This window comes from Prolixibacteraceae bacterium, from assembly GCA_019856515.1.
Classification (GTDB): Bacteria; Bacteroidota; Bacteroidia; order Bacteroidales; family Prolixibacteraceae; genus Halosquirtibacter; species Halosquirtibacter xylanolyticus.
Genome location: CP082230.1, coordinates 2,357,284 through 2,380,796, shown reverse-complemented (window position 1 = coordinate 2,380,796; position 23,513 = coordinate 2,357,284). Strand labels below are relative to the sequence as shown.

The window sequence follows — 23,513 nt, the reverse complement described above, 5'->3', positions numbered from 1 at the left end:
AATTTTAATATATTTAAACTAAATAGAAATACTATTATAATATTTTTTTATTTTTAAAGTCTAATTTAGATAAGGACCATGGATCGGATGTTATACGTTATTATCTATGAGTCTTTCCCTTATGTGTTATTTAAATAGTATGATTTATAAATTGAAATTCTTATCCATTGTATGCTTAATACAATGGTTCTTATTTTGTCCTGTTCAAGCACAAGTACACGTAAATGGACGTATCATAGATGAAAATGGCAAGCAGTTACCTTCTGTTCAAGTATCAGGCTACGGAAAGGACTCCACTTGGCTTGCTGCAGTTGTAACCGACACCACTGGATGCTTCTCGTTGGATAGTAAAGCCTTAAGTTATCTGCAGTTTGCATTCATGGGCTACGAAAAACGAATTATATCGATCAAAAAAGGGGCGAATATTGGGGACATCATCCTTCGTAAACAAGACATTGAAATCGATGCAGTGACCATCTCTGCAACTAAAAATAAGGTAGAAGGAAACAAGCAGACGATTTTATTCTCAAAGCAAGAAAAGATCGATTATCCTTCCGCAAAATCTCTTATTGGTTCAAATGTACTCTTCCAAGAGCAACGACTCTCTCGTGGTATCAAAGCAGTCGATGGACGTAATGTAATTTTCCTACAAAATGGGATAGAAGTGTCCTCCGAGCAGTTACAATCGATCTCTTCTACAAACATTCGGAAGATTGTATACTACGATCAGCCTCCTGCTAGGTATGCCAACAAGAAAGAGTGTGTGGTCGTAGATATCATCATGGCGCGTCCAAATAAAAAAAAGGTGACACTATTTGGCGATTTCTTCGATGATTATAAAACCACTTATGGAAAGAATAGTGTTGGAGTACAATACGAAGACTCTATATATACTTTCAACATCCGTTACCACAAGGATTATCAGGATTTTGAAGATATCGAAAACAACGAACGATACGAATTGAATAACAGTATTTACGATTACTCTTCGGCTTGGGGCTTATACAATAGCAAAGATGAAAATCTATCTGCGGATATCCAGCGAGATGGAGCAAAATCGAAACTTCAATGGAACATCTCTTTAAAAAAGAGTGAGGAGAAGGAACATAAATTTGAAGAAGGAGATGAGACGCTAAACCCCAATATCATGTACAGATCTTATCGTCTGAATAGTGAAAGTAAAGGGGCTGCGACACGACTATATTATAGCTATGATATTTCGTCCCAAACGAAAGTAGGAGCCAATCTGCAGTATAGTTACACCGAGGATAGTTATACCTCATTTAACCAAAATCCAATGTTTTATGACGTTGTTATTGGCCCTACGACCACCGAAGGTAATAATCATCTTCATCGTTATCAAGGAGAGCTTTTTTTCAACACCAAACTAGGGAGTATTTCTTGGCATAGTGGGGTGAAGCTAGATCATAAGCTACTCGAAGAGGGAAGAGACAAAGTCCAACAGCTTAACTATGACAACACCTATCTATACACTTCTCTCTCTGGAAAAGCAGGGAGTAAGTTATCCTACTATTGGAGTGGAGGGATGGAATATATTTCTAGCCAATGGAGTGATAAGAGGGTCGAAGACAAACGTTCTACTCTATACAATACAGACTTAGTTCTAACCCTTCCATTAAACTCCAAGAATACGCTAAGAGGATACACCGGAATTGTCAACAATGCACCATCTGTGTCGAATATGACAAATAATCCAGTGGAGATTGTTTCCGACTATCGATCTGTTGGAAATCCTGATATGGAGGCTTACTACATCGGTGTGATGAGTTTAAAGCATATTTACGCATTAAAGAGGTTTTATGTCTCAACCAAGGTGCAATATCAATATTTCGACAAACCATTTCGAACAAGCTATTATAAAGAGGGAGGGACGGTGTTTAAGAGTCCTCTGCAACAAACTTACATAAAAGATCTATCGTTAAGTTGTGCCTTCCAATTGGAACTTTCGCCACTATTTACTTTCGGTGGATATATCAGCTGGGTGGACAACCAGTTAAAAATGAGAAATGGACGAACCAAGTCGCTTCAAGGCTCTTTTACGAGACTCTATATCAAAGGAAAATACCACCGATGGTTTTGGTTCGTAGAAGATAGAGAGCCATATAAAAACCTAAAAGGAGAGAACCTCGAGAATTATGGTCGCAACTTCTTTGCCGAGGCAGGCTACCGATTGAAAGGCATAAAACTATCTCTTTGGGTATTCCATCAACCAGAAAATAGAAATATAGAGGTGGACAGCCCTGTGATAAAAATCAAAGAAAACAACTACTGTAACGATGCAAAGTGTATTTTGGGAGCCAATCTTAGTTATCGTATCTCCTTTGGTGAAGACAGTTATCGAAGAAAGAAACGTACCTCTATTCAGTTTAAAAACAACTCATCCACACTATCGGAAGACAGTAACGCAAAGAGACCCTGACACCACATCTTGCCATCGAAAGAGATACCTTTATTCTAAATGGAATGGGAATGTGGTCGTGTAAGACGGTGTAAATTAAACTCTGGCTGGAATGGTATTTCACGATGGATTTAAAGGTAGTTCATTCGCCCCTCCTTCGTGTTTCCTTCGTACCACCTTCGACTATTGGTCACATATTAGATATAGATTGGTCATATATTGGTTACTATTTCTCCACAAAAATGTGGAGGAAGGATGAGGAGTATGTGACCAATATGTGACCGATATATGAACAATAGTCGAAGGAGATACGAAGGTGGTACGAAGGAAACACGGAGAAGGGTCGAAGGATAGTGGGAGAATTTGTGTTCATTTTGTTATGGGGTGAGCGAATAGGTATTGTAAGGGCCTACCAAATATATTTGTTTAGACAGGGTGAATCGTCGTAACATAGGGTATGTAAAAAAGAAGACGGTATGGGTTGTTTCTTTACTACGTATAGGCAATATGGGATGTCAGCTATAAAAAGAGTAGTCATAAAAGTTGAATTTTATATTTTGTGTAATTATATTTACAGTAATTAACAATAAAACCTAATGTTGTATATATTAGAGTGGTACTCGTCTTAAGTATTCTAAATAAGAGTCTATCATCCTGGTTTTTTATGTCCCTTATAAAAAAACAGAGCAGGCTTATGGATATGATTACGATTAAGGCTTAACGAGTAGTCAGACCAGTCTTGTTTATACTTATAAATTCCTAAAATGACCATGAAAAAAAGAATGGCTCTATTGGTGTGTCTATTGTCACCATTGATGTACTGTAATGCCCAAAGCCGGATTACGGGAGATGTAAAAAGTAATAACGATAGTGTCGTGAACTATTTTAATGTGGCTCTATTGAATCCGAATGATTCGATCGTAATAAAGGGTGGTGCCTTTTTAGATGGACACTTTGAACTGCCTGATGTTAGAAATGGAAAATATCTTCTAGCGACCTCTTCCTTAGGTTACCAAACCAACTATAAAGTGATTGAATTGGATAATGATCATAACTTATTAGATATCTCTATTTTACTAAACCAACTACAGCTCGATGAAGTGAAGGTAAGGGGGCGTATTCCCAAGGTTATTAATAAAAGTGATCGTTACGTGGTAGAGGTAGAAAATACTGCCATTAGTGATGCGGGCAATGCAGTGCAAGCCCTGAGTCGTACGCCTTATGTTTTAGTGGACCCAATGACCAAGAAGGTCTCGGTGGCAGGTCGAGGCTCTACATTAATATTAATCAATAATCGTAAAATAACTAGCGATCAAGAGTTGTCTATTCTGAGTTCACAAAACATCAAGCAGATTGAGGTGATAGAGAATCCTTCGGCAAAATATGATGCAGAAGGGCAGAGTGTGATTAACATCGTAACGATCAAACCAAAGGAGAGGGGGATAAGCGCGAGTCTACGAACTCTATATACGAAAGGCAGGCATCAAAGTGGGCAGTTAAATGGAGATATAACGTATGTCACAAACAAAGTGGTGATGTTTGCTAGATATGGTTATACGAACCAAAAAGATGAAGGTTTCAATAGCTCACACAATCGTTTCCAAAAAGAGGGGTATTATTTTGAGTCTATGGATCGAGAATTTGAAAACCTATTTCATACGAAAGGGAGTGATTATGCGGTGGGGATGAACTTTATGCCAGCATCTCATCATTCTATAGCATTAAAGTATGAAGGCTATGATAATAGCACTGCTGGTTTTACCCATAAAGAGACAGATGTGTTGAAGAATGGAACCCATTTAGCTCCACTAACAAATCTCAATGATGAGACTCAGACGTATCAGAGGAATGGAATTAATTTTAATTATCAGTTTGAAAATAAGGGATATGAGATCTCATGGATCTCGGATTATTATAAGGCCGATCATTCTCGTGACAATATGTTGAATGAATTTTATATCGAGCCTGAAGGTGGACAAAAGATGAAAAGCAATGCTCATTTTTTATATGATATATTCTCTTCTCAGTTGGATGTAAAAATACCACTGATCAAAGAGAGAATAGATATGGAGTTGGGATCGAGGTATTCCATGGTAAAGAATGATAACAAAAATCACTTCTATCATCAAGAAAGCAATCAATGGATTGCTAATAATAAGTTTACAAGTGAAGTGGAGTTGGATGAACAGGTCACTGCACTATATGGGATTCTTTCATATAAATTAGGGAAAAAGATTCATATGTCTGCCGGAGGCCGATACGAAAAGGTGAAAACCAAGAGGTCTTGGAACAATGAGGGGCAGCCTGAGTTGATCATGGAAGATTGGTTTCCGAGTGCCAATATTAGTTATGTGCCTTCGAAAAACTACTCTCTTAGATTGTCTTATTCGGAACGCATCAAACGCCCCTCTTATAGGCAGTTAAACAACCGTGTGCAGTATTTAAACCATTATGAGACCCGACAAGGTAATCCATTATTGAAGCCCACGGAATATAAAACACTCTCTCTATCTACTAAATTGAATAAGTTCAATGTCTCTTTTACGGCTTCTTACCGTCAGAATCCGAGTGATTTGATGTATATTAACGATCCTGTTCAGATCGAATATACTGTTTGTAAATATATTAATATGGAGGATCGATGTAAGTATTCAATGAATCTGAGTCGTTCGTTTCAATACAAGTTTTGGAGTATGCGCCCTTTTCTTTCGTTATCCTACATGGAGCGTATCTTGATCGAAGATGGGGTGAAATATACCAATAATACACCTGGGGTCTATTTCAAATGGACCAATCAGTTTGATCTAACCAAGACGACCTCCTTAGATGCAGATCTCCTTTATAGTAAGGCTACCCATAGTTATAAAACATTTAGTGATTACTATCGTTTCAACTTATCGTTGAGGCAGAAGATGTGGCAAGATAAATTAACACTTCAAGTGGCCTATCAGTATATTCCTACCAAGTGGAATCAACTATTAGATTATAGTTATAAGTTGATTGACTTTACTTGGGATGGAGACGATCGGAATATGTTGACCGTTAGTTTACGCTATAATCTTTCTACCACTAAGAAGCGTTTTAAGTCAAAAAGTTCGAACGCCACCGAGCTACGACGCCTTTAATTTGTGATGTTTATAAAGGTGTGAGTATATCTCTTTAGAGAGAGGAAAGGTGCTAATTTCATTAAATAGAATGATATTATGTAGTTAAAAGCGGTTACATCCTTAGGGGTTAAATATTCCATCCCTATACTAAACTTACCCTTAACTTACCTTTGAGTTACCCTTTCCTTACCTCTACAATATAATTTGGTAAGGAAAGGGTAACTCATCTGTATCGAAATAATAAGCTAAGAACAGTGTATGGTAGTTTTTGCCAATTGATTGGCATGCCTTGCGTGTTGGAGATGATGGACTATGTATCCCTCTCGTGCCAATGAATTGGCACAAACTATGACATATTGGATCTATTTTGTACGACGTTGGTATGTGGAAGTTTGTGCCAATTCATTGGCACGCCTTGCGCGTTGGTTTGTTGATGTATTAACTCGGTTTATGTATCCCTCTCGTGCCAATAAATTGGCACAAACTAAGCAGTATTTGATGTAGAATGGATGCACTGATTTAAAAGAAGCCCAAAGGCACGAAGTTTTGTATATGCTGCAACAATCCCTGAAAGGGAAACCGAACATAGCCCAATGGTGGAAACCATATGTTGCGCAGTAGCGCATCATACAGGTTGGAGCCTTGGGTAATAAAATAAAAACTACAACCAAGGGCTGAAGGCCTGGCCCAGATATATGTTAAAGCTAAGTATCATTAGCCACGGATTTGGTTGTGGTGTAAGGAAAATAGAACCGCGAAGCCGCAAAGACACGAAGGGTTGCAGCGCGAGGGGTGGCACAAAGATTAGACAGATAAAACGGATTTTTTTATTTCGTTGGATTGCATAGTTTGTGCCAATTTATTGACACGCCTTGCGCGTTGATGAAATGGGTCAGGCTTTCAGCCCTTAGGGGTTGGAGGTGGGTTGTACCCAAGGCTCATTCTTATGTAGCGCTACCGCGCAACCTATTCATTTCACCATTGGGCTAGGTTCGGTCACCCCGTTCGGGGCTTGGTTCAAATAATGGTAATTTACTTTTACGAGAAATTAATGACTATCAATTTGCTATTTACAATCCCTCACGTGCCAATGAATTGGCACAAACTATGACATATTGGATCTATTTTGTACGACGTTGGTATGTGGAAGTTTGTGCCAATTTATAGGCATGCCTTACGCCTTGGTTTGTTGATGTATTAACTCGGCTTATGTATCCCTCACGTGCCAATAAATTGGCACAAACTATGACATATTGGATCTATTTTGTACGACGTTGGTATGTGGAAGTTTGTGCCAATTTATTGGCACGCCTTGCGCGTTGGTTTGTTGATGTATTAACTCGATTTATGTATCCCTCTCGTGCCAATAAATTGGCACAAACTAAGCAGTATTGGATGTAGAATGGATGAACACTGATTTAAAAGAAGCCCAAAGGCACGAAGTTTTGTATATGCTGCAACAATCCCTGAAAGGGAAACCGAACGTAGCCCAATGGTGGAAACCATATGTTGCGCAGTAGCGCATCATACAGGTTGGAGCCTTGGGTAATAAAATAAAAACTACAACCAAGGGCTGAAGGCCTGGCCCAGATATATGTTAAAGAAAAGTATCATTAGCCACGGATTTGGTTGTGGTGTAAGGAGAATTGAACCGCGAAGCCGCAAAGACACGAAGGGTTGGAGCACAAGGGGTGACACACAGATTAGACAGATGAAACGGATTTTTTTATTTCGTTGGATTGCATAGTTTGTGCCAATTTATAGGCATGCCTTGCGCGTTGATGAAATGGGTCAGGCTTTCAGCCCTTAGGGGTTGGAGGTGGGTTGTACCCAAGGCTCATTCTTATGTAGCGCTACCGCGCAACATATTCATTTCACCATTGGGCTAGGTTCGGTCACCCCGTTCGGGGCTTGGTTCAAATAATGGTAATTTACTTTTACGAGAAATTAATGACTATCAATTTGCTATTTACAATCCCTCACGTGCCAATGAATTGGCACAAACTATGTCGTATTGGATGTATTTTGTACGACGTTGGTATGTGGAAGTTTGTGCCAATTTATTGGCACGCCTTGCGCGTTGGTTTGTTGATGTATTAACTCGGCTTATGTATCCCTCACGTGCCAATAAATTGGCACAAACTAAGCAGTATTGGATGTAGAATGGATGAACACTGATTTAAAAGAAGCCCAAAGGCACGAAGTTTTGTATATGCTGCAACAATCCCTGAAAGGGAAACCGAACATAGCCCAATGGTGGAAACCATATGTTGCGCAGTAGCGCATCATACAGGTTGGAGCCTTGGGTAATAAAATAAAAACTACAACCAAGGGCTGAAGGCCTGGCCCAGATATACGTTAAAGAAAAGTATAATTAGCCACGGATTTGGTTGTGGTGTAAGGAGAATTGAACCGCGAAGCCGCAAAGACACGAAGGGTTGGAGCGCAAGGGGTGGCACACAGATTAGACAGATGAAACGGATTTTTTTATTTCGTTGGATTGCATAGTTTGTGCCAATTTATAGGCTCCTTAGGTGCCATAGTACAGGTTGACTTCTGTTGTATTAATCATTACTTTGAAACTAAAAGGGGTGATATATTCAAAACATCGTTTTTTTCTGGAGTATCTTATTTTAGCACCCAAACACTCTAGCTCTTGTACGTATTTATAAAATGTACTTCTTGTGAGGCCAATTTGGTTTGAGATCTACTCTACACTTCCTTTGTGGTGGTATAAGATGGCATGATGAACTTGAGAAAGTGTTTCCATACGTTTTATATAATTCATAATGGGTAGGTGTTGTTATATTACAATATGCTTACAAGTATATAAATTATGTTTCGAATGGTAAACGAATGTTGTAGTCTTACTGTCTAGAAATATCTTTGAAGGGATTTGTTTTTATAAGATAAAAGTGGATAGAGCAATACCCTCATACCTCTAAAAAGTATACATATAGAGGTGTGAGGATATTATTGTTGTTATTTATCGTAGACTATTTCTTTAGCATAGCATAGTCAGGGTAGTGATACATTCCTTTAGCTAATGTAGCCACCCTCCATAAATACATTCCCTTTTTATCTGTAGGAGTAAGATAAACCTTGGCCTTAGCCCCCACAGTATAACGACCTTCTATTTGGATGACAAGAGTATCTCCTTTCACTTTACCTTTTACTGTGATATCCTTCTTATTGAAAGAAGCATCTTTGCATTCTCCATTGAAGACACTTGCATAATGACATCCTTCGAAAGTAGTGTCCGAAGTTTTCTTTAGGTCTAGGGTGAACTTATCGGTTCCATCTTCAGACTTCCATGTGTAGTGTCCCGCAAAATCTTGTGCATAGCCAAAGTGAGCCATAAGCATTACGATAAATAAAGCAGCATTTTTCAACATAGGTTTAAGTTTTAAATGATTATCACTTAAAGTTATAATATTGTTTTAAATATCAGTATGACTTAGGGCTACCTGTTTTTTATTCAAATGGTATTTCATAAAGTATATAATAACTTTATGAGAACTGCTACATTTAACCAGAGGTAAGGTTAAATGTAGCAGTTTCATGGATCGGACTTAGGACTTTCCTATATTATTTATATACCCCTAGCACTTCACTCTAGGCTAGAAAATGTAGTCCTTTTTGTACATGTGGTAATAACACGGGGTAAACAAAGAATTATACTATTTATGTCTATCACTTTACTAGTAAGGGTGTTGTAAGTGTCGTTAGAGTAGATGTTTTCATTGAATATTGATAGCCGAGCAGATGTTTATAAAGAGACTGCAGTCTCTTTGTTGATATAGATGATTAGGACTAATTGTTAATCATTTGGATCAATTTATCTAATACAGCATCTTTCCCAGTGGTATAGTCTTATTAAGGATGTACTCTAAAGTGTGGGTCAACTTCTTGGTACTCATGAAACACTTCTCTTAGCAATAAAACTAGGCTATCTGTTGGTAGTTCTACTTCATTTGGAACATGCTTTTTGATACGCGCATAAAAAAGAGAATCATCAGGTGTGTTGTAGTTGTTGTATTTTTTAATTTGGTTATGTACCTTAATAACCTTCTCGGCATCAATTTTATGTTTCTTGTCTAAAAACGATTGTGCATAGATTGGTGCGGATACTGCCACCAAAAGAATAAATAGAATGTTTCTCATACTTAGATTGTTTACTTTTTTACTACCCTATCTAGTCATTGATGATAATGGTAAGGTAGGGTAGGGTAGCTCTATTTTAGAATGTCAACAAAACTAATACGCTTCCGTCTATTTTTTTGAAATGGAGTATCTGTCCTTTAATCGTAATTTTTATAAATATTAAAAGATCACTTATTATGATTGAAAATAAGTGATCTGATCTTTATTAAAGTTTAATACATTAATTCTGTAATTGTTTTACAAAAGCATCTAGAACAGGGTCTTGGGATTTGATATAAGCTGTAGCATCAGGGGCTAAAGGTATATCAGGATAGAGATATCCATCATTGCTTTTTGTGTATTCACTATATTTGACGGTGGATAGGATAAACATGCTTTTGGAAAGAAGTATAGGGACTATTTCACCATATTTCAGAACATTGTGTACTGATTTCTCTCCAACAATAGTTCCAATATTATTGTATTGGACTAAGTTCGCAAAACTGGCTGCAGATGAATGGGTGTCTTTGTCAATAAAAACATAAAGATCTAGGTCTAGAAATAATTTTTTCTTTAAAGGAAACGTATGGCGACAGTTTTCACCCTCTAAAGGAATATTTTGGGTAATTTGTTCTGGTTTAAAATTATATTCGGATGTAAATTTTGAAGCCCGTACATATGCTGATTTGAGACCATAGATGGAATCTTTGTCACAAAAAATAGATAGAAAACTATCGATATAATCACCACTTCCTCCTGGATTGCCTCTTAGGTCAATTATAATTTTATCCCCTCCGTTTTTCTTTACCTTCTTACAGAATCGATTTAGATCTTTAAAAATGTATTTATTGTTCGTAAACGTTCTTATTTTACAGTATCCTATTCCGTCTTCTTTCATATATTCTCCACTGAAATACCTATATCCAGATCTGTTTTTCTTTAGTGGTATAGCATCTACTTTGACTTCTATATCCTTATTATTCCTATGGAGTGTGATGTTATACTGATTATAACAGAGAAAATCATTTAATAGAGTTAATCGCTCAGGATCAACGTGACGTTGAATTAAATCGCTTGAAATCAAACTTTCTATTGGAATATTATTGATCGATTTAATAATATCGCCACGCTTAATTTCATCACAGTATGATTTTTTTACAATAACCGTGTCATGGATATTTATTCCAACAAAAGGAGGAATTGGCATTTCCTTGATCTTAATCTTATTGGTTTCAATACTTTCTGTTTCCCCCTTCTCATTTGTAATTTTAAGCCTTTGATATAATCTCGGGCTAATGCTGAAGTGAGAGTCTTCATAGGACAAGGGTTCAAAAATAGAGCTAAGGTATCGACTAAATTCAAGATAGTTGAGACTGTCCTTAGGAAGTTCAAGATTTTCAATGAAAGTGTTAAGTGGGAGATTGCCAATACTATCAAAACTATACGGATGAACCTTCTTGATAGTATCAATTATAGACCTGATTTTCTCTTTGGTCACAACAAGTTTGGTATTGTTGACTATCGTATTCATATACGCATCTCTGTCAAAGCCTTTTTGTGCATAAGAAGTTAAAGTTATTAGGGAAATAACCAAAAGTGTAGAAATTCGATTCATTATGAGTAACTTTTTAAATTAATAGTGTAAAAGTATGTTTATATGTTAATAAATGTTGTTATAAAACAACTAAGACACTGTTAATGTATTCCTATCAATCGTTTTGTTTTAAGAGTATAGCTATGGAAAAGCACTTGGAGTAAGACGATTACTAATATGTTATGACAATAGTGTGCTGAAGGCGCTACAGTTACCAGTCTAGTGCGAAGCGCTGGGGATAGATCGTAAAGAGACTAAGGGGCTGAAAGTCCGTCCGATCCCATCATATAATATTTGAAGTTAGTATGTGGTGGTTTGTGCCAATTCATAGGCACGCCATACGTGTTGATGATGATGGATCGGGTATATATGTTTATCGAAGGGTTTCTCTAAAAAGAGAACCCTTCTAACATCTTGATATAGTACTCAATGCCATTTAGTATTTCGTCTTTGTAGATAAATTCATTGGCAGTATGTGATCGTGCGGAATCTCCTGGTCCTAGCTTGATAGATGGACAAGACATTAAGGCTTGATCTGACATGGTAGGGGAGCCGTAGGCTGTACTTCCTAAGGCGATACATCTTTTTACCATGGGGTGGTCTAGAGGGATGTTGGAGGCATTGAGGCGTGTGGAACGAGGACGGAGCTTGGCATCCAATGTGTTTTGTAGTATCTCCAAGATCTCTTTATTGGCATAAAGGCCGTTGGAGCGGATGTCGATAACAAAAGTACATCTATCAGGGACCACATTGTGTTGTGTGCCTGCATTGACCATGGTGACCGTGGCTTTGACAGGTCCGAGGACGTCGGATTCTTTGTCGAAGACAAACTTCTCGATGCGATCTATATCTTTGATGGCTTTGTATATGGCATTGTCTCCTTCGTCTCTGGCAGCGTGACCAGCTACTCCTTCGACGGTGGCATCGATGACCATCAATCCTTTTTCGGCTACAGCAATATCTAATTGTGTAGGTTCGCCTACGATGGCTAAATCAATGTTTCCTAGTTTGGGCAGAAGGAACTCTACACCGTTCTTACCAGAGATCTCCTCTTCCGCAGTAGCACTCCAAATCAGGTTATAGGTGCGGTCAGATAGTTGTGATAGATATCGAAAAGCTGCGAGTTGTGATACAACAGATGCTCCAGCGTCGTTACTTCCCAAACCGATGATTTTGTCTTCTACCTCTTCCCCTCCAAAAGGGTCCATGGTATAGTCCTTGGAAGGTTGGACGGTATCGATATGCGAGTTAAAAAGAATGGTAGGTTTGTTGTCGTCCCAATGAGGATCTTTCGACCAAAGGTTATTCTTCTTTCTCTCGTGTGCTATACCCCACGACGTCAGCTGGTCGGAAATCAATGTAGATACTTGATCCTCTTCTTTACTGAAAGAGGGGGTTTGTATCATCGATTTAAGTAGAAGTAAAGCATCTTCTTTAATTAGAGACAAGAAAGAGTTGGGCGTCATAACACTACAGATTTAGATGGTAAATAATATATCTCCTTCTATCTAGTCGTAGTCTTTCATTAACACTATTGTCAAGCGTTGATGAAAGACCACTACTAGATAGGATAGTTCTTTAATCATGCAGATGTGTTCCTCTGTCTAGATGGTTAATATTATCCACATGGCCAATATAGACACGTCTTACCCCTTGAGCAATTGCATCAAAGCAGTTGGTCAATTTAGGGATCATGCCGCTATGTATGGCTCCACTTGTCTTTAATATTTCAAAATCACGGGTTGTCATAGAGGTGATGACACTGTGGTCATCATTTGCATCTTTGAGTACCCCATTCTTTTCGAATCCATAATAGAGATCTACATCACATTCTGCTGAGAGTCCCACTGCTAATGATGCAGCAATGGTATCTGCATTGGTGTTTAATAGGTTTCCTTTAAGGTCATGGGTTAATGGTGCTACCACAGGTGTGATTCCTTGCGATATAAGCGCCATTAGAGCATCCGTATTGATGCGATCTATATCTCCTACAAAACCATAATCTACGTCCTTTACAGGCCTTTTATGAGCCTCAATAAGATTCATGTCGGCTCCTGTAAGTCCCAATGCATTCAGCTTTTTGCACTGTAATTTGGCAACAATATTTTTATTTACCAAACCTCCGTATACCATAGTGACAATTTCTAACATGTTTTCATCTGTCACCCTTCTTCCATCCACCATCTTGGTGGGTATCTGTAGACGTTCGGCCATGGCAGTAGCACTACGTCCACCACCATGTACGAGTATCTTTGCCCCTTCTATATGTACAAAGTTATTTAGAAAAGCTTCTAGTGAGTCTGGGGACTCCACCACTGCCCCTCCAACCTTAATGATCGTAACTTTTTTCATTGTATTCTGTCTATTGGTCTTCAAGAATCATCTTAATCACAGCTTGTGCCGACACCTCTCTATTGGCTGCTTGGTCAATGACAATAGCGTTTTCACTATCAATCACACTGTCGGAGACAATCATATTACGACGTACAGGAAGACAGTGCATAAACTTGGCATCGTTGGTCAAAGCCATCTTCTCTTGGTCGACACACCATGAACGGTCTTTCGATAGTACCTGTCCATAGTCGTGATAAGCAGACCAGTTCTTTGCATAGATAAAGTCGGCTCCTTCGAAGGCCTTTTTTTGGTCATATTCTACGGTCACGCCTTCCATAAAACTATCTGCTAACTCGTAGCCTTTAGGGTGGGTTACCACCAGTTCATAGTCGGTCTCTTTCATCCACTCTACAAAAGAGTTGGCTACCGCTTGTGGCAATGCACGGGGATGTGGTGCCCATGTAAGTACGACCTTAGGCCTATCTACTTTCTTATGCTCCTCGATAGTGATAAGGTCGGCATAGCTCTGAAGCGGGTGACGTGTTGCAGCCTCCATACTCACTACAGGAACTCCAGCATAATCGATAAACTGCTGGATGATCTTCTCTTGGTAATCAGAACTCTTATCCTCTAGAGATGCAAACGCCCTTACACCAATCAGATCACAATAGGAGCCAATCACAGGAATTGCTTCTCGTAAGTGTTCTGGTTTATCACCATCCATCACCACCCCTAGTTCTGATTCTAGTTTCCAACCATCTTGGTTTACATTAAGAACCATGGTGTTCATCCCAAGATTCATGGCTGCTTTCTGGGTACTCAGTCGAGTTCGAAGGCTAGAGTTAAAGAATATCAAGATCATGGTCTTGTTGTCTCCTAACTCTTTGAATCCATAAGGATTTTCTTTTACTTCTTTTGCTACCTGCAGCGCTTCTTCTATACTTGGAATGTCCTTTACAGAGGTGAAGTTTTTCATTGTGGTGAATGGTTTATGAATTAATATTCAATTTAGTGACGAGTGACTTTGTCATGGCTGTTACACGTTTTTTTGTCTTCTCGGTATTGGTGCCTTGAAAGAGGCTATCTAGGGTTTCGATAAAACAGTGTTCCCACTGTTCAAACATCGATAAGGTTAATGGTATTTTATCTATCACATGGTGGTGATGACCGATGATATCCCCTCTATAGCTACCAGAGCGTAATACGAGAGATCCCCAAAAATGTACCATGATAGGGATATGTTCTTCCCAATCGATCTTCATCACCTTGTTATATAGATGATCCATCACTGGATTCTTACATAGTTCATCGTAGAATGTTTTTACCAATAGGGTAATGTCGTCAAGGTTTTCAATGTCTCTATTCATGGCACTCATCGTTTGGTGTTAATTAGATCGAATCTGACCATCCCCTTTTATGATCCACTTATAACTTGTGATCTCTTCTAAAGCCATAGGGCCTCTTGCATGTAGTTTCTGTGTGCTGATTCCAATTTCAGCACCTAAACCAAACTGTGCCCCATCGGTAAATGCAGTAGATACATTTTCGTATACGGCAGCGGCATCTACGGTGCGACAGAAGATCTCACAATTCCGAACATTATCTGATACGATGGCTTCGGAGTGTCTTGAGCTAAATTGGTCGATATGATCTAATGCCTCTTCTAATGATGCTACTGTTTTGATAGACATCTGAAGGCTTAGATATTCGGTTCCAAAATCTTTCTCTGTGGCTTTTTGTAAAAGAGAGGATGGGTAACAAGAAACAAGTTTGTTGTAGCTCTCTTCATCGGCATGGATAATCACCTCCAATTTAGCTAACTCAGAAGTTAGTTCTTGCAAATCGTCTAAGCGCGAATGGTGAAGAATCAAACAGTCTAATGCATTACAAACGCTCACTCTTCGTGTTTTGGCATTGGTAATGATATTTCTGCCTTTCTCTACATCTCCATATTTATCAAAATAGGTGTGACATATTCCTGCCCCTGTTTCGATAACAGGAACGGTTGCATTGGTTCTTACGAATTCAATCAACTGTTGGCTACCTCTAGGAATGATAAGGTCCACATAACGAACTGCATGAAGAAGTTCGTTTACTTCTGATCTATCGGTTGATAGAAGAGATGCAAACTGTGGATCTAGCCCATAGTGAGATAGTGCTTTATGGATCAATGTGACCAAATATTCATTGGAATAGTAAGCATCTGATCCCCCTTTAAGGATACAGCAGTTTCCTGACTTTAGACAGAGAGAGAATACATCAATGGTTACATTAGGGCGAGCTTCATAGATCACTCCGATCACCCCAAAAGGAACACGCACTTTTTCTATCGACATACCATTAGGTCGAGTGATAGATTGTAGGGTCTTTCCCAGTGGTGATGGGAGAGAGGCTACGTTACGAAGATCCGACGCAATACCACTTATTCGTTCTTTTGTTAACAGCAGACGATCAAATTTAGGGTCCTCAGACTCCATACGATCCGTGTCTTTTTCATTGGCATGTAGAATCTCACCAGAGTGTTTCTCTAATAAGTTGGCCAAATGATTCAGAACTTGATTGATCTTTTCTGCTTCGACAAATGCTAACGATTTAGAAGCTTTGCGTGTGTTATGTAATATATTATTGAGTTTCATGTTACATTCAAATTTAAAGATTTAGAGACAGATAATCACAGTGTACGATGGGTTTTTTATCCTTTTGCCCCATCTCTTGGGTTAAGGTGTGTGCATCGTAGTTCGCTTTCCCAATGCCAATGGGTTGTCCTGCTTCATCTAAAAGCTTGATAATCTCTCCTGTTTCGAAAGGTTCGACTATTTCGATTACGCCTATTGGCAGAACACTAACCCCCTCATTTGAGTGTAACGCCATTTTGGCTCCATGGTTTAATTTTATGGCTCCTTGTGCAAAATCATAGGAGTGTGCTAACCATCTGCGAATAGGTTTTGCCTTATCGTGGTTGCTCTGAAACCATGTATATGGAGTTTTTGGATTCTGAAATACAATATCTTGGATGATCTGGTGTCTTAACCCCGATCCAATAACCACATCTACCCCTTGACTGGTCATCTTTTTTGCAATACTGAATTTGGTTGCCATCCCGCCACGACCTCTTGTCGATTTAAGCGGTTGGATATATTTCTCTAAATCGGTGCTCTCTTCGGTGACCACATCTATTAACACTGAATCAGGGTGGCTCGGGTCTCCGGTATATAGTCCATCCACATTGGTCAGTAAAAGAAGCATGTCGGCTTTTGTCATAGAAGCAATGAGACCTGATAATTCATCATTATCTGTAAACATAAGCTCCTCCACCGAGATGGTGTCGTTCTCGTTTACAATAGGAATCACCTGTTGCTCTAACAGGGTGTCGAAACAGTTCTTCATGTTGAGGTAGTGACCACGGTCTGAAAAGTTCTCTTTGGTCGTAAGAATTTGTGCACAAGTCAATCCATGTTCTTTAAAAAGATCACTGTAGCGACGAATAAGCTTTACTTGTCCTACGGCTGAATAGAGTTGACGCTCTGAGACGTTGTCCATCTTACCTGTGGTATCTATTTCACTACGACCAGCTGCTACTGCTCCCGAAGAGATGAGAATGACCTCTACACCTTTGGTGCGTAAAGCGGCAATCTCATCCACTAGATGTGCCATGATAGCAATGTTAAGCTTGCCGTCTTCTTTGGTCAACACATTGCTACCCACCTTGACAGCAATACGTTTTATGGACCTATTTTCTAGTTGTCCAGCCATAGAGTTAGGATTTAATCTTATTGTAAGAGGTTAATACTCCTTGAATAAGTGCAGACGAGAAGCCTTGGTGCTCCATGGTGTTTAATCCGGAGATGGTAATACCATGTGGTGTGGTTACCTTGTCAATCTCTTGTTCAGGATGATTCCCATTTTGAAGTACCAATTCTGCTGCCCCTTTGACCATTTGTGCTGCAATCTTCAGTGAATTCTCTGCATTAAAACCTATCTCTATTCCTCCTTGTTGTGCGGCACGTATAAATCGAAGTGCAAAGGCAATTCCACAAGATCCTAGTACGGTTGCTGCAGCCATCATATCATCCTGAATAATTAAAACAGGACCCAATGTTTGGAATAACTTCTCGATGGCAGCTACATTCTCTACCGTAGTGATTTGGTGTGATATACAGGTGATCGATTCCTGTAGTTCAATGGCAGTATTTGGCATCGCTCTGAAACATATTGAAGGTATCCCCCATACATTCTCCATATGCTCTAAATTGATTCCTGCAACCAAAGAGACAAAGATCTGATTTTTAGTTAACAGTGGTCTTATCTCTTCTAAAATACCTAATGCTTGTGCAGGTTTTACTGCAAAGATGATAAGATCGGCACCGGTAATTGCCGCTACGTTATCACTTCCTACAAGAACACCTTTTTCTTCTAAAGCTTTAAGATAATGGACACGTCTACGTGTAACATGAATGGATTGGGGGGCCATTCCAGCTTTTAATATTCCTTCTGTCACTGCAACGCCTAAGTTGCCTCCGCCAATTACTGCTATTTTATCCATATCTTACTGTTATCTAATAAAAAAATACAATGAGTTTTGTCATGTAAAGATAACAATCTCTCTCTATTTCATTATAATAGTACCTACTTTTAAGTATTATGCTAATGATATGTTAGCATAAACCGTATCTGTTTTGCTATCTCTATATCAATACCTTCTTAAAGGTTTCAATAAATCGATCTGCTGCTTCTAGTGTAAGAGTTAATGGGGGAAGCAGACGAATGATGTGTTGCCCACTTACACCAGTAAAGATATGATGATCTTTAAGTAGCGAGAGTCTTAATGGAGCAATCGGTTCGTCCATCTCAATTCCTATCATTAATCCTTGTCCTCTAACCTCTTTGATCTGTGGGATAGATGCAAGTGCATTCATGAGATGATTTCCTATCTTTTCGGCATTCTCTATTAAAGACTCCTTTTCCATTACCTCTAAGACTGATAATGAAGCGCTGCAAGCCAGGTAGTTACCTCCAAAGGTGGTGCCAAGCATTCCTTTCACGGCTTTTATATGTGGTGCAATAAGAACACCTCCTACCGGAAATCCATTCCCCATCCCTTTGGCCATCGTTACGATATCGGCTTTCACCCCACTATGTTGGTGTGCAAAGAATTTACCACTACGTCCATATCCTGATTGGATCTCGTCAAGAATAAGAACAACTTTATATTGGTCGCACAGACTTCGAACTCCTTCTAGGAATGCTTTGTCTGGTATTCTGATTCCTCCAATACCTTGGATTCCTTCAACGATAATGGCAGCGACTTTCTCTTCTTTAAGGGTCGCTTTAACTGCTGAAAGATCGTTGAAAGGCAAGATTATATTTTGGTGTTGTGCATTAATAGGTGCAATGATCTTCGGGTTGTCTGTTACTGCCACTGCTGCAGAGGTACGTCCATGAAATGATTTATCAAAAGAGATTACCTTTGTTTTGCCAGTATGAAATGAGGCTAGTTTAAGTGCATTCTCCACAGACTCAGCCCCTGAATTTGTCAAGAATAGATCGTAATCAGAATAGCCACACATGCTTCCAAGTTTAGAAGCTAGAGCCTCTTGTAATGGGTTCTGTACAGAGTTAGAATAGAACCCAATTTTGGCAACTTGATCTTGCAAATTATTTACATAGAGAGGGTGACTATGACCTATAGAGATCACGGCGTGTCCTCCATATAGATCTAAGTACTCTTTTCCTTCATTATCTGTAATGGTGCAATCTTTGGCACTAACAGGGGTAATATCAAACAGAGAGTAAACGTCGAATAGTTTCATAACTAAAATACCGATGGTTTAAGATGAAGACCAGTGAATTCATCTAGTCCATATAAAATATTAAGATTTTGTACCGCTTGTCCTGAAGCCCCTTTGAGTAGATTGTCGGTACATGTAAGGATCATTAGCTTTCCTTGATGTACTTCTAGGTAAACCAGCGCTTTGTTGGTGTTGACCACCTGTTTCAAGTCGGGATTCTCTTCCACGACATGAACAAAAGGGTGAGATGCATAGTAGCTTTTGTAACATGCTTGTGCAGCTTCCAAAGAACCACTGTATTGGGTGTAAGCACTCACAAATATTCCTCGTGTATGATTGCCTCTTAGTGGAATAAAGTTGATATCGTGATTGAAATCGGGCTGTAGCTGAGTGATGCTTTGTCCAATTTCGCCTAAGTGTTGGTGTGAGAATGCTTTATAAACAGATAGGTTGTTGTTTCTCCAACTGAAATGAGATGTTCTTGAAGGTGCTTGACCTGCACCCGTAGAGCCTGTGATGGCTTGGATATGAATATCGTCTTTCAGTAGTTGGGCATTGGCTAATGGAAGTAGTGCCAGTTGGATTCCAGTGGCAAAACACCCTGGATTGGCAATATGTTGTGCTTGGGCAATGGTTTCTCTGTTTAATTCAGGAAGACCATAAACAAAGTCGTTTCCTTTGGCTTTCAAGCGATAGTCGTGAGAGAGGTCGATGATCTTCACATGACTAGGGATATCTGTCTTCTCCATATACTCTTTCGACTTGCCATGTCCCATACATAAAAAGATGGTATCTACATGATCCATTTCGATATCAGAGAAACGAATGTTGGTTTCTCCAATAAGGTCTTTGTGTACCTCTGTAACCAACTTGCCATCATAGCTTCCGCTTTGAATATGGGTGATCTGAACATATGGGTGAAAAAGAAGAATACGAAGTAGTTCTCCCGCTGTATAGCCAGCGCCACCAACGATGCCAACACTTATTTTATGATCCATGGTATTCTAATTTATAGGCTTCCTTCTCTCGATATATGAGAGAGGTGATTTTTTAATTTTGGGTTGTATTTATCTTAAGGGACCCACTATCGGGGTCCCTCTATTCAGGATAAATTTAAGTATTGGATGAACCAATACATGTGTTTTTGAATTGGTATTACTCCTCGTTCACCGAGTAGTATATCTTAAGTTGATTTGAAAGAATCTTTGTGAATCCTTTGACATCATCAGCACTCCAGCCTTTATTCATTTCACCATATTCGCCGAACTTAGAGCGCATCAGGTCATTCTCTGATTGAATACCTACTAGAGTGAAGTGTTCTGGTTTTAACATGATCGATACTTCCCCAGTAACATTACGTTGGGTGTTCTCTAAGAACTTCTCAATATCACGCATCACGGGATCAAGGTACATCGACTCATGCATAAACATCCCGTACCAATTGCCTAGCTGATCTTTCCAATGTTGTTGCCACTTGGTCAAGGTGTGCTTCTCTAGCATCTCGTGTGCCTTGATGATTAACATCGGAGCTGCTGCTTCGAAACCAACACGACCTTTAATTCCAATAATAGTATCCCCAATGTGCATATCACGTCCAATACCAAATGCAGAACCGATCTCTTCTACTTTACGAATGGCATCTATCGCATTGTCATAAGCTACACCATTGACAGTACTTATCTCTCCTTTGTTAAAGCCAATAGTCATCGTCTCAGGAGTGGTCTTCTCTACCTGTTTTGGGTAGGCCGACTCCGGAAGTGTTTGATCCGAAGTTAAAGTCTCTTTTCCTCCGATACTAGTACCCCAAAGGCCTGCATTGATCGAGTACTCCATCTTCTCGAAATCAGCATCTACTCCATGTTCTTTTAAGTAGTTGATCTCATATTCACGGGTCAACTGCATGTCACGTGTAGGAGTGATGACTTCGATTTGTGGTGATAGAACTTCGAAGGCTAAGTCGAAACGAACCTGATCGTTACCAGCCCCAGTGCTACCATGAGCAATATATTTAGCTCCAATTTCATTGGCATATTGTGCAATAGCCATGGCTTGGAAAATACGTTCTGAACTAACAGAGATAGGGTAGGTGTTGTTACGCATCACATTGCCATAAACCATATAACGTATCCCTTTATCATAGTACTCTTGGGTAACGTCTAGTGTAACGTGAGCTTTCACTCCCATAGCAAGTGCCTTCTTCTCAATGACAACTAACTCTTCTTGGGTGAAACCTCCTGTGTTTGCTAAGGCAGTATAAACTTCTAAACCTCTCTCTTTCGCTAGATACATGGCACAATAAGAGGTGTCTAATCCACCACTATAGGCCAAAACTACTTTCTTATTTTCCATTGGAGTATGTATATTAAACGATGATTTTGATCTTAAATATGATGAGATTTCTAGGCTGGGTGATGTATCCTACCTCTGTAAGACAAACGATTTTAGACAGTATTCCTGTTTGCCTCACTTGCTTAGGCTACATCCCCTTATACCATAGAAATTTTTATGCTTCTATTTTATAACCAATACTATATTGAAACAGTTTTATCTCTATTTTACTGTAGAACGGGTATTATTCTCAACACGGACTCCAGTAAATGCAAAGGCGACCATTCTGTCCTTACGATTTCTAAGCCATAACTTCCATCGCTGCCATCTGCTTTCCTGCTTCTGTTTCTCTTCTTCCCATACAGGATCGAAGAGCATTCCAGTACATAAACATTTGGTTTTTTCTGTACGTTCCAGAATGTCGTAGTTAACACAACTTTTACAACCACCCCAAAAGGCTTGGTCGTCGGTTAACTCTGAAAAAGTTACGGGACGATAACCTAATTCTGAATTGATTTTCATCACAGCAAGTCCTGTGGTTAATCCAAATATTTTAGCATCAGGAAATTTTTGACGTGAAAGTTCAAAGGCTCGCTTCTTGATTCGTTTTGCTAGCCCATGTCCTCGATATTCAGGAGATACAATCAGACCTGAATTGGCCACAAACTTATTGTGTCCCCACGATTCAATGTAGCAGAATCCTGCAAACTCATTGCCATGAAGTGCAATCACTGCTTTGCCTTCCGAAATCTTATTGGCTACATATTCATATGTACGTTTTGCAATACCCGTTCCACGCTCTTTTGAGGCTTTCTCGATAGTATCATTGATAACTTCTACATATAGTATATGTGCTTCGGTAGCTACGACCACGTCAATATTAATTCCCGCTTTCATTCGTTTTCTCTCGTTAATAAATTATCTACTCCATAACGATTCTCTGATACCAATACGATATTGATATTAAGGATAGTCTTCTAGATGAATGGAGTTAGATAGTCTAGGGAATAGTTGAATCAGTGCTATTGCTACTGACTTTCTTGTTACTCCCTCTCTAATGACAAGTAAAATAGTATCGTCACCAGCTATTGTTCCCAATATCTCAAAAATATCCTGACCATCTATAATGGCCGCAATGCTACTCGCGTAGCCTGGAGTGGTCTTAATTACTCCAGTATTGCTTGAAAAAACCAAGCTTCTAAAGCCATCGGCTAGAAAGTTAACATGCGACGTGTTTGACTCATTTCCCGACGAATTATCTACCGTATCCTGTGAAGGTGGAAGGTGGTAGTAGAACCCGCCATTTTCATCTCGCATCTTAACAACTCGCAGACTGTTTAGATCTCTTGATAGTGTTGCTTGCGCAACTTCGTATCCTGCTTCATCCAATAGTCTTAGTAAATGTTCATGGTTTTCTATGTGAAATTTCTGTATCAACTCCACTATTTTTACTAAGCGCTCCTTTTTTGTTTTCATTTTTGATGAATATTTATTCATGAATACAATGCAAATATATCACTTTTATTCACAACTCCTACATAAATATGCAGAAATAGTGAATAATATCCTTTGTTAAACCAATGTTAATGAAAAAATATTCATTTTTATAATAATTTATTTGGCAGTTTCTTTTTTTTTACCCTAAATTTGTACCGTGTTTAAAATAAGGCTCAAAATACCGATCTCCAAGGTCGCATTGTCTGGAAGGAATGCGTTCTCACTACTTAAAAATTTAAGTAGTGGGGGCGCATTTTTTTTATGTTTTTTTTTACGAAATAATAGATATATACCATACATAT

At 39.0% G+C, this 23,513-nt stretch carries 19 protein-coding genes; 4 read left to right on the top strand and 15 right to left on the bottom strand.

Going from position 1 to position 23,513, the window contains the following annotated elements; translation table 11 throughout:
- The first annotated feature begins 139 nt into the window (after nt 1–139).
- The 4 genes from K5X82_08450 (at nt 140) to K5X82_08435 (ending at nt 6,927) form a co-directional block, all read left to right on the top strand.
- Nucleotides 140–2,440, top strand: a complete 2,301-nt coding sequence (locus K5X82_08450; GenBank protein QZT38914.1) for a carboxypeptidase-like regulatory domain-containing protein — start codon at nt 140–142, stop codon at nt 2,438–2,440.
- Between the two features lie 749 nt (nt 2,441–3,189).
- A complete protein-coding gene (locus K5X82_08445) occupies nt 3,190–5,544 on the top strand; it encodes a TonB-dependent receptor (protein QZT38913.1) in 2,355 nt (784 codons plus the stop codon).
- Nucleotides 5,545–5,874: 330 nt separating this feature from the next.
- Complete coding sequence (locus tag K5X82_08440; protein QZT38912.1) at nt 5,875–6,030, top strand: hypothetical protein; 156 nt, start codon at nt 5,875–5,877, stop codon at nt 6,028–6,030.
- A 741-nt stretch (nt 6,031–6,771) separates the two neighbouring features.
- Nucleotides 6,772–6,927, top strand: coding sequence for a hypothetical protein (locus tag K5X82_08435; protein ID QZT38911.1), 156 nt, complete (start codon nt 6,772–6,774; stop codon nt 6,925–6,927).
- Nucleotides 6,928–8,522: 1,595 nt separating this feature from the next.
- Here the strand turns inward: K5X82_08435 and K5X82_08430 are convergent.
- The 15 genes from K5X82_08430 to K5X82_08360 form a co-directional block, all read right to left on the bottom strand.
- Nucleotides 8,523–8,921, bottom strand: a complete 399-nt coding sequence (locus tag K5X82_08430; GenBank protein QZT38910.1) for a hypothetical protein — start codon at nt 8,919–8,921, stop codon at nt 8,523–8,525.
- A 481-nt stretch (nt 8,922–9,402) separates the two neighbouring features.
- The gene (locus K5X82_08425) at nt 9,403–9,690 is read right to left on the bottom strand and encodes a hypothetical protein (protein QZT38909.1); all 288 of its coding nucleotides are present in this window, start codon (nt 9,688–9,690) and stop codon (nt 9,403–9,405) included.
- Between the two features lie 220 nt (nt 9,691–9,910).
- Nucleotides 9,911–11,284, bottom strand: a complete 1,374-nt coding sequence (locus K5X82_08420) for a hypothetical protein (protein ID QZT38908.1) — start codon at nt 11,282–11,284, stop codon at nt 9,911–9,913.
- A gap of 368 nt (nt 11,285–11,652) precedes the next feature.
- Entirely contained in the window at nt 11,653–12,729 is a 1,077-nt protein-coding gene (locus K5X82_08415; protein ID QZT38907.1) for a M20 family metallo-hydrolase, read from the bottom strand.
- 112 nt (nt 12,730–12,841) lie between these two features.
- Complete coding sequence (argB, locus tag K5X82_08410) at nt 12,842–13,615, bottom strand: acetylglutamate kinase (GenBank protein ID QZT38906.1); 774 nt, start codon at nt 13,613–13,615, stop codon at nt 12,842–12,844.
- Nucleotides 13,616–13,625: 10 nt separating this feature from the next.
- Nucleotides 13,626–14,573 (bottom strand): N-acetylornithine carbamoyltransferase, encoded by a 948-nt coding sequence (locus K5X82_08405; protein QZT38905.1) that lies wholly within the window; start codon nt 14,571–14,573, stop codon nt 13,626–13,628.
- A 13-nt stretch (nt 14,574–14,586) separates the two neighbouring features.
- Entirely contained in the window at nt 14,587–14,964 is a 378-nt protein-coding gene (locus tag K5X82_08400; GenBank protein ID QZT38904.1) for a group III truncated hemoglobin, read from the bottom strand.
- A gap of 18 nt (nt 14,965–14,982) precedes the next feature.
- Entirely contained in the window at nt 14,983–16,233 is a 1,251-nt protein-coding gene (locus tag K5X82_08395) for a glutamate-5-semialdehyde dehydrogenase (protein ID QZT38903.1), read from the bottom strand.
- A gap of 13 nt (nt 16,234–16,246) precedes the next feature.
- On the bottom strand, nt 16,247–17,350 hold the full coding sequence (proB, locus tag K5X82_08390; protein ID QZT38902.1) for a glutamate 5-kinase: 1,104 nt from the start codon (nt 17,348–17,350) through the stop codon (nt 16,247–16,249).
- 4 nt (nt 17,351–17,354) lie between these two features.
- The gene (gene proC, locus K5X82_08385; protein ID QZT38901.1) at nt 17,355–18,140 is read right to left on the bottom strand and encodes a pyrroline-5-carboxylate reductase; all 786 of its coding nucleotides are present in this window, start codon (nt 18,138–18,140) and stop codon (nt 17,355–17,357) included.
- Between the two features lie 142 nt (nt 18,141–18,282).
- Nucleotides 18,283–19,407: an aminotransferase class III-fold pyridoxal phosphate-dependent enzyme gene (locus K5X82_08380; protein QZT38900.1), complete on the bottom strand. Its 1,125-nt coding sequence runs from the start codon at nt 19,405–19,407 to the stop codon at nt 18,283–18,285.
- Between the two features lie 2 nt (nt 19,408–19,409).
- Entirely contained in the window at nt 19,410–20,384 is a 975-nt protein-coding gene (gene argC, locus K5X82_08375) for an N-acetyl-gamma-glutamyl-phosphate reductase (GenBank protein ID QZT38899.1), read from the bottom strand.
- 157 nt (nt 20,385–20,541) lie between these two features.
- A complete protein-coding gene (locus K5X82_08370; GenBank protein ID QZT38898.1) occupies nt 20,542–21,735 on the bottom strand; it encodes an argininosuccinate synthase in 1,194 nt (397 codons plus the stop codon).
- Between the two features lie 201 nt (nt 21,736–21,936).
- Complete coding sequence (locus K5X82_08365; GenBank protein ID QZT38897.1) at nt 21,937–22,611, bottom strand: GNAT family N-acetyltransferase; 675 nt, start codon at nt 22,609–22,611, stop codon at nt 21,937–21,939.
- Nucleotides 22,612–22,677: 66 nt separating this feature from the next.
- A complete protein-coding gene (locus tag K5X82_08360) occupies nt 22,678–23,190 on the bottom strand; it encodes an ArgR family transcriptional regulator (protein QZT38896.1) in 513 nt (170 codons plus the stop codon).
- Nucleotides 23,191–23,513 lie beyond the last annotated feature (323 nt).

What these genes read in the sequence shown, in the direction of transcription:
- K5X82_08405 (QZT38905.1), bottom strand. Translation starts at nt 14,573, where the DNA reads ATGAAAAACTTCACCTCTGTAAAGGACATTCCAAGTATAGAAGAAGCG.
- K5X82_08415 (QZT38907.1), bottom strand. Translation starts at nt 12,729, where the DNA reads ATGACGCCCAACTCTTTCTTGTCTCTAATTAAAGAAGATGCTTTACTT.
- proC (QZT38901.1), bottom strand. Translation starts at nt 18,140, where the DNA reads ATGGATAAAATAGCAGTAATTGGCGGAGGCAACTTAGGCGTTGCAGTG.
- argC (QZT38899.1), bottom strand. Translation starts at nt 20,384, where the DNA reads ATGGATCATAAAATAAGTGTTGGCATCGTTGGTGGCGCTGGCTATACA.
- K5X82_08365 (QZT38897.1), bottom strand. Translation starts at nt 22,611, where the DNA reads ATGAAAGCGGGAATTAATATTGACGTGGTCGTAGCTACCGAAGCACAT.
- proB (QZT38902.1), bottom strand. Translation starts at nt 17,350, where the DNA reads ATGGCTGGACAACTAGAAAATAGGTCCATAAAACGTATTGCTGTCAAG.
- K5X82_08440 (QZT38912.1), top strand. Translation starts at nt 5,875, where the DNA reads ATGACATATTGGATCTATTTTGTACGACGTTGGTATGTGGAAGTTTGT.
- K5X82_08450 (QZT38914.1), top strand. Translation starts at nt 140, where the DNA reads ATGATTTATAAATTGAAATTCTTATCCATTGTATGCTTAATACAATGG.
- K5X82_08435 (QZT38911.1), top strand. Translation starts at nt 6,772, where the DNA reads ATGACATATTGGATCTATTTTGTACGACGTTGGTATGTGGAAGTTTGT.
- K5X82_08430 (QZT38910.1), bottom strand. Translation starts at nt 8,921, where the DNA reads ATGTTGAAAAATGCTGCTTTATTTATCGTAATGCTTATGGCTCACTTT.
- K5X82_08425 (QZT38909.1), bottom strand. Translation starts at nt 9,690, where the DNA reads ATGAGAAACATTCTATTTATTCTTTTGGTGGCAGTATCCGCACCAATC.
- argB (QZT38906.1), bottom strand. Translation starts at nt 13,615, where the DNA reads ATGAAAAAAGTTACGATCATTAAGGTTGGAGGGGCAGTGGTGGAGTCC.
- K5X82_08370 (QZT38898.1), bottom strand. Translation starts at nt 21,735, where the DNA reads ATGGAAAATAAGAAAGTAGTTTTGGCCTATAGTGGTGGATTAGACACC.
- K5X82_08380 (QZT38900.1), bottom strand. Translation starts at nt 19,407, where the DNA reads ATGAAACTATTCGACGTTTACTCTCTGTTTGATATTACCCCTGTTAGT.
- K5X82_08445 (QZT38913.1), top strand. Translation starts at nt 3,190, where the DNA reads ATGAAAAAAAGAATGGCTCTATTGGTGTGTCTATTGTCACCATTGATG.
- K5X82_08395 (QZT38903.1), bottom strand. Translation starts at nt 16,233, where the DNA reads ATGAAACTCAATAATATATTACATAACACACGCAAAGCTTCTAAATCG.
- K5X82_08400 (QZT38904.1), bottom strand. Translation starts at nt 14,964, where the DNA reads ATGAATAGAGACATTGAAAACCTTGACGACATTACCCTATTGGTAAAA.
- K5X82_08420 (QZT38908.1), bottom strand. Translation starts at nt 11,284, where the DNA reads ATGAATCGAATTTCTACACTTTTGGTTATTTCCCTAATAACTTTAACT.
- K5X82_08360 (QZT38896.1), bottom strand. Translation starts at nt 23,190, where the DNA reads ATGAAAACAAAAAAGGAGCGCTTAGTAAAAATAGTGGAGTTGATACAG.